Source organism: Lacticaseibacillus saniviri JCM 17471 = DSM 24301 (genome assembly GCF_001311785.1).
Taxonomy (GTDB): Bacteria; Bacillota; Bacilli; order Lactobacillales; family Lactobacillaceae; genus Lacticaseibacillus; species Lacticaseibacillus saniviri.
This window is the reverse complement of sequence record NZ_BBBX01000019.1, coordinates 54,249-65,502: the sequence shown is the minus strand read 5'-3', so window position 1 is coordinate 65,502 and position 11,254 is coordinate 54,249. Positions and strand designations below refer to the sequence as shown.

Below are 11,254 nucleotides of genomic sequence, written 5' to 3'. Positions count from 1 at the left end.
TAATTCTAAACTAACCACCTTCCAGAAGCTAGCATTTTGCACTTTTTGCCAAAAAAAAATTTCTAGATGCGAACAATTCACACCGAATCAAAAATAATTCTATGATTTTAACGTCTAATCCCATATAATTGGGAAGATTAGTTCTTGGAAACTCAATTCAATCCAAATGTTCGGAGATAGGGGTATAACTTATGAAAGTACGACGTAGTGATCGATTAATCGATATGACACGTTATTTGCTAGAACGACCACACACACTGGTACCACTCACATTTTTCTCAAAGCGTTATGAATCCGCCAAATCATCCATCAGTGAAGATTTGGCGATTATTCGGCGTACCTTTGCGGCTCGGCAGACAGGGATTTTGGAGACTGTTCCCGGTGCGGCAGGTGGCGTGCGCTTCATGCCAACCATCGGCCAAGAAGAGGCATCCAATTTTATTACCGACATGGCCAATCGCTTATCTGAAAGTGATCGCCTGTTACCAGGTGGCTATGTCTATTTGTCTGACTTGTTGGGCACACCAGAAGTCTTGCGCCAAATCGGCCGCTTGATTGCGACCCAGTATCTGGATCAATCAGTGGACGCGGTCATGACCGTGGCAACCAAGGGGATTCCCATTGCACAGAGCGTGAGTCAGTATCTCAATGTCCCATTTGTCATTGTGCGGCGTGACTCCAAAATCACGGAAGGCTCAACTGTGTCGGTGAACTATGTGTCCGGCAGCTCTGCGCGTATCGAAAAGATGGAACTCAGTAAGCGCAGTTTGAAACCTGGTTCTGGTGTCCTAATCGTGGATGATTTCATGAAGGCCGGCGGGACCGTTAACGGGATGCGCGGTTTGATTGAAGAATTCGGGGCCAACCTGGTCGGTATTTCCGTATTTGCGGAAGGCAAGTTTGCCGGAGATCGCATGGTATCCGATTACACATCACTGATCCGAGTGGACGATGTCGATACAAAGGCCAACACCTTACATGCTGTCGCCGGTAATTACTTGGATTACAATCACGAATTATTTGGTCGGTTACGTGAACAATGAGTGCCTATCTGTATCCAATTAGAACGGCAATCCTAATTTTTCCAATACTGGCCTTAGTGCTCACGTTGCCCTTTATGATTGGGCAATATCGCCGTTACGGCAGTGTCGTCTTCTGGCGCGCCGTTGTGGTGTACACCTTCATCTTCTATTTATTGACTGCCTATTTCCTGATTATTTTGCCATTACCGAGTGTCGCTGCTGTGGCCAAAATGACCGGGCCAAAATACAATCTGGTGCCATTCATGGCATTGCGTGAATTCATCAACACGACACCGTTTCAATTCGCGCATCCAACAACGTGGTTAGCGGCGTTAAAGGCACCGGGCTTTATCCAACCCGCGTTTAACATTGCATTGACGCTTCCGTTTGGGGTGTATCTACGGTATTACTTCAAGCGACCACTGTGGCAAGTCATTGGGATCAGCTTCGCGTTGAGTCTGTTCTTTGAACTCACGCAGCTGTCTGGCTTATACGGCTACTATCCACGGCCGTACCGGTTATTCGATGTTGATGATCTGATTCTCAATACGACGGGCGGCTTGATTGGCGGGCTCATCGCACCGGCGCTGATGCGTGCTTTTCCTTCACGGGATGCGATGGATAAAGAGAGTGTGGCCTTGGGGACGCGTGTCACTTGGCCGCGTCGCTTCGTTGCCTTTTTGGTCGATTATGTCGTGATGGGCGTCATTGTTGGCGCTGCAATTGCATTCATCGCCTTTTTGTTTGGCGATGCGCGATTTGGATCGAGCTGGCAGTTTGGCTACATTGTCTCAACGCTCTTTCTCTTTGTTTTGATACCATACTTCAACGCTGGCCAAACAATCGGCAAGCGGTTAGTCAAAATTCGAATCGTTAAAGTCGATGGCCAACCGATTGGATTTTGGCGCTTGTTATGGCGAGAGTTCTTGTTGTACGGCGTTGCGTTTCCCATCACTTGGGTATTCAACAATCAGCTTGTTTTAGTGATGAGCGATTGGCATCAAAGCGATCTCACTTATGTCTTGTTGATTGGCTCGGGTATCGCCACCATCTATTTTGTGGTCAACATTGTCTGGGAAATCATGACTCGTCATGGGCGCTTTTTCTATGATGTGTGGGCCAAAACAAAACAGGTGAGCACGGTCGCCATTGACGGTGATGATTCAGCAGATAAAAGTAAACCTTAATGTCATTTGATGATGAAAGACGGCTCAACTAAGCGCAGTGGCTTGGTTGGACCGTTTTTTGTGGAGGCAATTAGTACTCGCAGCCAAAAACGTGTGAATTCGCGCTCTAATCATTGGTATAGTCCCGTTTGTTAGTTGTCAGGCGGTAGTGACTGGGATATGATAAGTGGGTAACTTTAAAACGAAACGGAGTCTAAATGATGTCTGGAAAATATACAATTATTTTAGCAGCTGGTAAGGGTACACGGATGAAGTCCAAGCTATACAAGGTGCTGCACGAAGTAGCCGGTAAGCCAATGGTTGATCACGTGTTATCACAAGTTGAATTGACACACCCAGATGAAGTTGTGACTGTTGTTGGCCACGGTGCCGAAGCAGTTGAAGAAACACTGGGCAATCGCAGCGAATTTGTCATTCAAGAAGAGCAGTTGGGGACAGGTCACGCGGTCTTACAAGCTGAAGCATTGCTCGGCGACAAGGACGGTATGACACTGATTGCGAATGGGGACACGCCATTACTGACGGCTGAAACCTTTGAGAAATTATTCGCCTACCACAAAGACAAGGGTGCCAAGGCAACCATTCTGACCGCCACAGCACCAGATCCTACTGGTTATGGTCGCATCATCCGCAATGACTTGGGTACCGTTCAAAAGATTGTGGAACAAAAAGACACGACACATGAAGAAGCAGCGGTAAACGAAATCAATACCGGTGTTTACTGTTTTGATAACAAGTCACTGTTCAGCGCGCTGCATGAAGTGACTAACGATAACGCACAAGGTGAATATTACTTAACCGATGTCATCGAAATTTTGAAGCGTCGCGGCGATGTTGTGGCTGCTTACCGGATGAAACACTTCGATGAATCTATGGGGGTAAACGATCGGGTAGCGCTCGCCGCTGCCACCAAGGTGATGCAACAACGCATCAATCGCACCCACATGCAAAACGGGGTTACCTTGATTGATCCTGAAAATACTTATATCGATGTTGACGTCAAAATCGGTGCTGACACCATTGTTGAACCGGGCGTTTACTTAAAGGGCAACACGGTTATCGGTGAAGACTGTGTCATCGGTGCACATTCCGTCTTAGTGGATGCCACTATTGAAGATCAGGTAACAATCACCAGTCAACAATTGAACATTCCATCATGCATCGTGGTAGTAATGCGGGTCCTAATGCCCACTTACGGCCAAATTCTAATATCGGTGAAGAAACTCATATCGGTAACTTCGTCGAAATCAAGAATGCGACAATTGGTGATCGCACCAAGGTTGGCCACCTGACTTATGTCGGGGACGCAACATTGGGCACTGACATCAATGTCGGTTGTGGCGTCGTGTTCGTCAACTATGATGGAGTTCAAAAGTGGCAGAGTGAAGTGGGTGACCACAGCTTTATCGGTAGCAATGCAAATATTGTGGCACCTGTCAAAATCAGTGATCACAGCTTCGTGGCTGCTGGATCAACCATCACCGCGGATGTGCCATTCCACGCGATGGCCATTGCCCGCGAACGTCAGACCAATAAGTTGGACTTCTGGAATCGCCTGCCACTGAGCAAGAGCGATGAATGGAACGAATCTTCCAAATAATTCTTGATAATGTTATCCGAATCACGCTCCAGGATAGTATTTGAGGACTAAAAGAGATACCGATGCGGTGCACGTTAAGAAAAGATGAGCAAGTTGGAAATCCAGCTTGCTTTTTTCTGTGTTTTCGTTATGCTTTTTAGTAGTATGTATGAAAATTTTTTAAACGGAGGATACCATGCCAGATCATTACTCTGATCCTAAATTGAAGATTTTTGCGTTGAACTCAAACAAGCCACTTGCTGAAAAGATTGCCGCCGAGGTGGGTGTTGAGTTAGGTAAGTCATCTGTCAAGCGATTTAGTGATGGTGAAATTCAGATTAACATTGAAGAAAGTATTCGGGGCGACGACATCTACCTGGTGCAGTCAACCTCTAACCCAGTCAATGACAATCTGATGGAATTGTTGATTATGATTGACGCATTGCGTCGCGCATCCGCACACACAATCAGTGTTGTTATCCCTTATTATGGGTATGCTCGGCAAGATCGGAAGGCCCGTTCACGCGAACCAATTACGGCCAAGTTGGTTGCGAACATGTTAGAACGCGCTGGTGCTGACCGCGTGTTGGCATTAGACTTGCACGCTGCTCAGATTCAAGGTTTCTTCGATATTCCAGTGGACCACTTGATGGGTGCGCCACTGTTAGCGGACTACTTCTTGAGTAATGGCTATGCCGGCGAAGACACGGTTGTTGTGTCTCCCGATCATGGTGGTGTCACTCGTGCACGTAAGTTAGCTGAATTCTTGAAGGCACCAATCGCTATTATCGATAAGCGTCGTCCTCGGCCAAATGTGGCTGAAGTGATGAACATCGTGGGTAAGGTTGATGGCAAGCGCGCAATCATCATTGATGACATGATTGATACGGCTGGGACCATCACGTTGGCCTCTGCTGCACTCAAAGAAGCAGGCGCAACTGAAGTGGTTGTTGCCGCAACGCACGCCATCTTCTCTGGTCCAGCTGTTGAACGCTTGACCAACTCAGTGATCAAGCAAGTGGTTGTCACAGACTCCATTCAATTGCCAGAAGACAAACAGATGGACAAGCTGCAAATTGTTTCCGTTGGCCCATTATTAGGTCGTGCGATTACACGGATTCAAGAAAACAAGCCTGTATCCCCACTGTTTGAAAACCGGTTTAAGAAGTAGGCTACATAGCGATTATGTTTGGACAATAAAAGAGGAACAACGTCATAATTTTGGCGTTGTTCCTCTTTTTTATGTTCTAGACTTCATAAATCTGCTTGAGCGCGGCGATGTCTTCAGCCGATAGGGCAGTTTTGCCTTGATCGACGGGATACATCACGGAGGCGGCATTGGTACTGTGATCGAGCCCCAATGCGTGGCCTAACTCGTGAATGGCAACCGATTGGGCAATGGATTCTGAATAAGTCACGTTAAGACTAGCAGTCGCGTGGTTGATGGCCGTGCCACCCCACACGTGACTGATAATCTCGGGCCCACCTTGGCCCAACTCGAGGGCGTCGCGTTGACTGGCGGGCATTTGTTTGTGATAAGTCGAGAACTTAATTTGATTTTGCGTACTTGTGCCTTGCCGGGAATCAGATTGACGAGGCCGGTTGCGTTATAGACATCTACCGCGTGGGCGAAGACATTGCGTACGGCTTGTGAGTCGTTTGCGGCGAATGTGTAATAGTAGGTGCGGCGCAGGGACACATCTTGGACGATTGAGACAATAGGGGTTGCTTGCCCGGTGTCTGCCTGTCTTGATTGTGTGCGATTAGCCGCGGCTTCTTGTTGGGTCACGTTAACTTTTGGCTGAGCCTGTTGGGTGACTTCAACTTTGGGTTGAGTTTGACTGTTAGCGACGAATTGATCGAATTTGTTCTTTGCGATATCAACAGTTTCACGCAACTCGGTTTGAATCTGGAGTCGCTGAGGTGCTGGGACTGGGCTGTGATCACTGGCAATTAAAAAGTTGCACCGCCAATGAAAATCAGCCATGCCAGCCCGCGATGGTGCGCCATGGTAATCTTCCTTCCTCAATCTTTTTACCAGCATACTATTTGTCGAGCATTTGTCGTCAGACCTTGGAAGGACATCAGCAAATCTTAATCCCGCGCACAGACTGGGAAGTGTGCAAATGCGTGCTCAAACACGTTATGACAAACAGCGTGCCAACACAATTTGCCCACAAAATAGCGGCCACTGCATCAGCTGCAATTGACCGCCTTTTGTCACGCTCTAAACGCGTTCCAAGTCCCAACAATCTCCGTCTAACTCACTTCTCGCCATGGCAAAACCCGCCATGTTGCTCAAAGTCCGTTAGTACTCGATTGCTAAACGGGGCTTGTCGCGCTCTACTTTTCTTTTAATAAGTCGCGGATTTCAGTCAGCAATTGTTCCTCAGTGCTTGGTTCCGCCGCTTCCTCTTCAGCCTGTTTCTTCGGCAGAATCCGATTGACGGCCTTGACGATCAAGAAGACCACAAAAGCCACAATCAGGAAGTTAATCACATCGTTGAGAAACGCCCCAATTTTGAATTGTGCAGAAAGGATGGTAAAGGTTAAACCATCGAGATTTGTCTTCCCAACAAACAGCGCCAGAATCGGATTAATCAGATTCTTGGTCAGTGAGCCGACAACCGCAGTGAACGCGCCCCCAATAATGACACCAACAGCTAAATCGAGCACGTTCCCGCGCATAATAAATTCACGAAACTCTTTGAGCATATCAATTCCCCCTCATTCTTAGGTTTAGTATACAAGAGCAGCGGGTATTTTTGCATCAAAAGCGGTTCGTCTTGCTTTTTAGCACAAAATTTCGAATAATGACTGTAAATAGGGGGCGTTAATATGGCTGAAGATATCCGTGATGTAATCACCCATGTGACCGAACAAGTCCGACGCGCGGTGGTGGGACACGATCAGGTTGTGCGATTGACCCTGACTGCGATGTTAGCAGGCGGGCACGTATTATTCGAAGATGTACCTGGTGTCGGGAAAAACGACGCTGGTCGAGGCATTAGCTAAGACATTGGATTTGAATTTCAGGCGCATTCAATTTACGCCGGATTTGCTACCCAGCGATATTTTAGGGGGCGCGATTTTTAATCAAAAAACCGCCCAGTTTGAGTTTCGCAAAGGACCGCTGTTCACGCCAATTGTACTGGCGGATGAAATTAATCGGGCCACACCCCGCACTCAGGCGGCGTTACTTGAGGCCATGGGCGAACGCCGCATCACATTAGATGGGACCACGTTTGACCTCGACCCGAACTTCTTTGTGCTGGCGACCCAAAATGCCAGCGAGTTTGCCGGTACTTATCCGTTGCCCGAAGCCCAGCTGGATCGGTTTTTGATGCGATTGCACTTGGGTTATCCCGATCAAGCGGCCGAATTAGCGCTATTGATGGGGGAGCACCGCGACTTAGCGATTGATACCGTGTTGAATGGTCAACAATTGCAAGCACTCAAACAACAGGTGAAGGCAGTTAAGGCCGATCCGAAGGTGGCGGAGTATGTCCTCAATCTCGTGCAAGCGACAAGAGATGCCGCATCTGTGCGTCTCGGCATTTCACCTCGGGGTGGGCTGGCGCTGATGGCTGCGGCTAAGGCCTATGCGCTCATCGATGGGCGCCAATTTGTCACGCCAGAAGATGTGCAAACACTGGTTACGCCGGTCTTCGCGCATCGCTTATTGATGATGCCAGGATCGGAGTTAACGGCCACGGCACAACTCGAAATGATTCTGCAACAGATAACGTTACCCGATTAAGCGACGTGAGGAGGGATGAGATGTATCGCCTAAAAATGCACTCGCCGTGCTATTTTTGTTGGGACTTTGGCGATGATTGGGCCCATCTTTAATACCCCCCGCGAGCTGGTTAATGACGAATCTATGTTTGTTACTGCTACTAGCCAGTGTCCTGCTGTTAATCGCGCCCTTACGACTTTTGCAAGTGACGCCGAGCGGTCCTGCGCTCAGCGGCGCACCGGTAACGCTCGATGCGCGCGGTGGCTGGTGGGTGAACCTCAGCGTCGTGCACGCAGATACCATCTTGTGGCAGGGCACATTCTTAGGCCATCGCCAGATTCAATTACCTTTAGCGTTAGCACGCGGGGAATATCAAGATGTGGCGAGTCGCTGGTTTGCTGGCGACGGCTTGGGTGTGTTGCGCAAACAGGCTCCGCTGCGATTGCAAACGCCACTCTTGGTGCTGCCAAAACCGGATGAGTACGGTGCACGCGTGCTACAAGACGCCTTAGAAACGCGAATACAGATGCGTTTTGGCCAAATGATTTTCAGATTCGCGATTTTCATCCGTATCAAATCGGTGACGAGGTCGGCCTGATTGATTGGCACCAAAGCGCTCGCCAGCAACAACTCATTGTGCGGGAATTCGATCAGTCACAGTTACCCAATCCGATTTTTGTTCTGATCAACCAAACGGATGCCACCTATGAGGCGCGTATTGCCATTTTTTCAGCCCTATTAGCACAACAAAAGACGGTCTGGTTACTTGGTGCCACCCTCAATCAAACGCCGACACAGGCTGATTTGGCACGCTTAACGCCAGATGAGACACTCGCTGCGCTGCCGCAGCCGATGACCGGCCGCGTCCTTGTCGCGCTCGCACCATTGGATTGGGACAGTACGGATGACCAAACGCTTCTGGTGGCCCGTATCGTTGATCAGGAAGTGGTCGTCACGGAGGCGCGCACATGAAAAAATTGATATTGGTCAGCTACAAGAGTCTCTTAATGTTGTGGCTGTGTGCGATTGCGGCAGGGCCGTTCCTACAGATTAATCATCTCGCTCAGCCGTGGGTGCTTGTGGCTTATAGTCTCATTGCGGTGGCATCAGGCATGCTATTCGCATTGAAGCCGCGCTGGTGGCCTCTAGGCGTTGTGGTCCTTGTTGGCAACACCTTGGGCTGGCTGTGGTGGTTATTTCCCAGTGCCGGTTGGTTATGGACTTTCTGGGAACGCTTCTTCACGGCCTTGCGTCAGTTTCTGTTGGTCGGTGGCCTTTCTGTGCCACAGATTGTGAGTGTGCCGCTGGTATTTATCGTGATTGCGTTTCTTGCGGTGCTCATCATTGGATTGGATCACTATCTGATTGCCTGGATTGTGGTATTCAGTTATTTGCTCGCGGTGCATGTTTTTAATGGCAATGATTTGTTGCTCGTTTTTGCGCAGATGGGCGCGGTGGGCTTGGCATTCTTAGGCTTACATCGTTACGCTGAACAACCGCGACGCTTATTGCGTTGGTTAATTGTCACAACAGTCTTGGTCGCAGGTATCACAGTCCTGAACCAAAATGTGGCCTCACTCAATAATGCGCTAGTGGATCAAACCGTGTCGCTGCGCAACTGGTTGAATGACCGTGGCTTTTATCAAGCCATCAGTGCTTATGCGCGGCAAAATATGCGCACTGGTCTCAGCGAGAATGATCGCGTGCTGGGTGGGCCTGTCTATGACGATCCGACCCCGGTTGTAACGGTGACGCAGAAGACACCGCATTATTTTCGGGCGGAGGTCAAAAGCGTGTATACCGGTACTGGTTGGCAGAGCGCACGGCAGCAAGAGATGCCCGTTGAGGCGACAGCACCAATCACGGATGCGGACACGACCTATCAGAAGGCCGAAACAATCACAATGCGACAGGCAGCCGATAATACTTATGTGGTCCTGCCATACGGTCGGGTTCAATTGACGCAGACACAACCGCAATCACTCGAACGCCTGCGCTATAACGTGCAAGAAGCGCGCTTGATGGTGACGCGAGGCCGCACGCCAACACGCATATCTTTACAGGCGAGCGCAAAGAAGGCGACGGTTACACAGCTAGCGGCCGTTTCAGCGCCCAAGCCGACAGCGAGTCAGATTCAACTACCCAAATTGCCAGCGCGGATTAAGCGCTTGGCAACGCGATTGACGGCGACGCAACCAACCTATTATCAAAAAGTGAAAGCCGTTGAAACCTATCTCAATTCGGCACCACAGCTGACTTATTCAAAGGTCGATGCCAAGGTGACACCGAAGAATCGCGATTACGTGGATTATTTTTGTTTGATTCACGGGTTGGTTATTGTGATAATTTCTCGTCTGCCATGGTCGTGTTATTGCGGTCGGTTGGTATTCCAGCACGCTGGGCGAAAGGCTATAACACCGGCTCAGTCACCAAGGTGAACGGCGACGGCACCGATGTTTACACCCTGAGCAATGCGGATGCGCACTCGTGGCCTGAGGTGTACTTCCCAGGATTTGGCTGGTTGCCATTTGAGCCGACACCTGGTTTCAGTAACCCGTCGAGCCCAACCAAATCAACGACACCGCCAACGGCCAGCAGCCAGAGCCAACAGTCGTCTTCGAGCACGTCATCAAGTCGCTCACAGGCTTCATCGAGTCAGTCGAGTACCAGCTCATCATCGCGCACAACTAAGGCCCAACAGACCAGTGACATCAGCGGTTGGTGGTGGCTGGTACCGATTGTGGTTGGCATCACGTTCCTGTGGTGGTTACAACAGCGATGGCTGGGTCTCGTCGCCCTGTTTCTCAGCAAGCATGTGACGCGCACAAATTATGAGCAGCGCTACCGCCAGTTATTGTGGCTACTGAATCGCCAGTGGACACGTCAAAAGGGTGAAACGCTGCTGGCGTACGCGAAACGCGTGGATGAGACGTTGCAACTGGATGGGACTTTCAGCCAAGCAACGCGACAATATGAAGCGAGTCGTTTTGGCGGCGAGGCTGTCACTGGTGAGCTACATGAAGTGGCACGTGCATTCGATGCTTATCAGAAGCACCATTAGGGAGGTCATGCAATGAGACAGTATTATGCGACAATTCAAAGATTCAGTATTGTGCTCGCACTCTTAATTGCTCTGGTGACGTCGTATCTCAATTACCCCAAGACGGCAGCGCTATTCATCGTTGTGGCACTGGTGGGTGTGATCGATGTCTTTTGGTTACGAGGTACGAAATAGAAAGAAGTTGTGACAAAAGGTGTTTTGAGTGGGAGAATTAACCGGAATTCTCAACCTTTCGGAACACGATTAGTCAATAAAATTCGTAAAAATAAGAGGCTGTGACATCCCCGAAGGGGTGACGTCACAGCCTCTTTTGCGTAATATTGAATTTTAATATCGGTTGAGGAGCTCTAAATGCGCTCACAAGGGGCAAGACATTCCAGTTAGCTCATCTTTGTTGAATCCACAGACCGGATTCTACAAAAGATATTGCTAGTCCTCATGGCCTAAGCGCCCTTGTTCACGCTCTAAACGCGTTCCAATCCCCAGCAATCTCCGCCTAACTCGCTTTTCGCACATGGCACAGACCGCCATGTCCATCAAAGCCCGTTAGTGCTTGATTGCTGAGCGGGGATTGTCGCAGCATAAAACGCGCTCACCCACACTGCCTGTTCCGCCTAACATGACTCCCGACAATCGTCAAAACCACGATTGTTCCGTGAGTCTCGT

The 11,254-nt window shown here is 49.4% G+C and carries 11 protein-coding genes and 2 pseudogenes; 10 read left to right on the top strand and 3 right to left on the bottom strand.

Annotated features, from left to right (window positions below; genetic code table 11):
• Positions 1-191 precede the first annotated feature (191 nt).
• The 4 genes and pseudogenes from purR (at position 192) to JCM17471_RS10110 (ending at position 4,959) form a co-directional block, all read left to right on the top strand.
• Positions 192-1,043 (top strand): pur operon repressor, encoded by an 852-nt coding sequence (gene purR / locus JCM17471_RS10125; RefSeq protein WP_054777785.1) that lies wholly within the window; start codon positions 192-194, stop codon positions 1,041-1,043.
• Positions 1,040-2,209, top strand: coding sequence for a VanZ family protein (locus tag JCM17471_RS10120; protein WP_054777784.1), 1,170 nt, complete (start codon positions 1,040-1,042; stop codon positions 2,207-2,209). The genes purR and JCM17471_RS10120 overlap by 4 nt, the downstream gene beginning before the upstream one ends.
• A gap of 200 nt (positions 2,210-2,409) precedes the next feature.
• A pseudogene (gene glmU / locus JCM17471_RS10115) lies at positions 2,410-3,809 on the top strand (bifunctional UDP-N-acetylglucosamine diphosphorylase/glucosamine-1-phosphate N-acetyltransferase GlmU).
• Positions 3,810-3,984: 175 nt separating this feature from the next.
• On the top strand, positions 3,985-4,959 hold the full coding sequence (locus JCM17471_RS10110; RefSeq protein ID WP_054777783.1) for a ribose-phosphate diphosphokinase: 975 nt from the start codon (positions 3,985-3,987) through the stop codon (positions 4,957-4,959).
• 76 nt (positions 4,960-5,035) lie between these two features.
• Here the strand turns inward: JCM17471_RS10110 and JCM17471_RS14485 are convergent, their stop codons facing one another.
• The 3 genes from JCM17471_RS14485 to mscL all read right to left on the bottom strand — a co-directional run bounded on the left by JCM17471_RS14485 (position 5,036) and on the right by mscL (position 6,503).
• Positions 5,036-5,206: a matrixin family metalloprotease gene (locus tag JCM17471_RS14485; protein ID WP_162208384.1), complete on the bottom strand. Its 171-nt coding sequence runs from the start codon at positions 5,204-5,206 to the stop codon at positions 5,036-5,038.
• Complete coding sequence (locus tag JCM17471_RS14175) at positions 5,203-5,817, bottom strand: hypothetical protein (RefSeq protein ID WP_162208383.1); 615 nt, start codon at positions 5,815-5,817, stop codon at positions 5,203-5,205. Before JCM17471_RS14175 ends, JCM17471_RS14485 begins: the two co-directional genes overlap by 4 nt.
• 314 nt (positions 5,818-6,131) lie before the next feature.
• Positions 6,132-6,503 carry a large-conductance mechanosensitive channel protein MscL gene (gene mscL, locus JCM17471_RS10100; protein ID WP_054777781.1) on the bottom strand — a complete coding sequence of 124 codons (372 nt, stop codon included), beginning with the start codon at positions 6,501-6,503 and terminating at the stop codon, positions 6,132-6,134.
• A gap of 123 nt (positions 6,504-6,626) precedes the next feature.
• Here mscL and JCM17471_RS10095 point away from each other — a divergent pair.
• The 6 genes and pseudogenes from JCM17471_RS10095 to JCM17471_RS14170 all read left to right on the top strand — a co-directional run bounded on the left by JCM17471_RS10095 (position 6,627) and on the right by JCM17471_RS14170 (position 10,762).
• Positions 6,627-7,548, top strand: a pseudogene (locus JCM17471_RS10095) (AAA family ATPase).
• 127 nt (positions 7,549-7,675) lie between these two features.
• Complete coding sequence (locus JCM17471_RS10090; RefSeq protein WP_054777780.1) at positions 7,676-8,125, top strand: hypothetical protein; 450 nt, start codon at positions 7,676-7,678, stop codon at positions 8,123-8,125.
• 38 nt (positions 8,126-8,163) lie between these two features.
• Positions 8,164-8,499: a hypothetical protein gene (locus tag JCM17471_RS10085; RefSeq protein WP_054777779.1), complete on the top strand. Its 336-nt coding sequence runs from the start codon at positions 8,164-8,166 to the stop codon at positions 8,497-8,499.
• A complete protein-coding gene (locus tag JCM17471_RS15435) occupies positions 8,496-9,965 on the top strand; it encodes a hypothetical protein (protein WP_054777778.1) in 1,470 nt (489 codons plus the stop codon). Before JCM17471_RS10085 ends, JCM17471_RS15435 begins: the two co-directional genes overlap by 4 nt.
• Positions 9,899-10,588 (top strand): DUF4129 domain-containing transglutaminase family protein, encoded by a 690-nt coding sequence (locus JCM17471_RS10075; protein WP_263849478.1) that lies wholly within the window; start codon positions 9,899-9,901, stop codon positions 10,586-10,588. Before JCM17471_RS15435 ends, JCM17471_RS10075 begins: the two co-directional genes overlap by 67 nt.
• Before the next feature lie 12 nt (positions 10,589-10,600).
• The gene (locus JCM17471_RS14170) at positions 10,601-10,762 is read left to right on the top strand and encodes a hypothetical protein (protein ID WP_156321682.1); all 162 of its coding nucleotides are present in this window, start codon (positions 10,601-10,603) and stop codon (positions 10,760-10,762) included.
• Positions 10,763-11,254 lie beyond the last annotated feature (492 nt).

Bases quoted from the DNA above. Each gene is read 5' to 3' on its own strand.
- JCM17471_RS10110 (WP_054777783.1), top strand. From the start codon at position 3,985: ATGCCAGATCATTACTCTGATCCTAAATTGAAGATTTTTGCGTTGAAC.
- purR (WP_054777785.1), top strand. From the start codon at position 192: ATGAAAGTACGACGTAGTGATCGATTAATCGATATGACACGTTATTTG.
- JCM17471_RS10120 (WP_054777784.1), top strand. From the start codon at position 1,040: ATGAGTGCCTATCTGTATCCAATTAGAACGGCAATCCTAATTTTTCCA.
- JCM17471_RS14170 (WP_156321682.1), top strand. From the start codon at position 10,601: ATGAGACAGTATTATGCGACAATTCAAAGATTCAGTATTGTGCTCGCA.
- JCM17471_RS15435 (WP_054777778.1), top strand. From the start codon at position 8,496: ATGAAAAAATTGATATTGGTCAGCTACAAGAGTCTCTTAATGTTGTGG.
- mscL (WP_054777781.1), bottom strand. From the start codon at position 6,503: ATGCTCAAAGAGTTTCGTGAATTTATTATGCGCGGGAACGTGCTCGAT.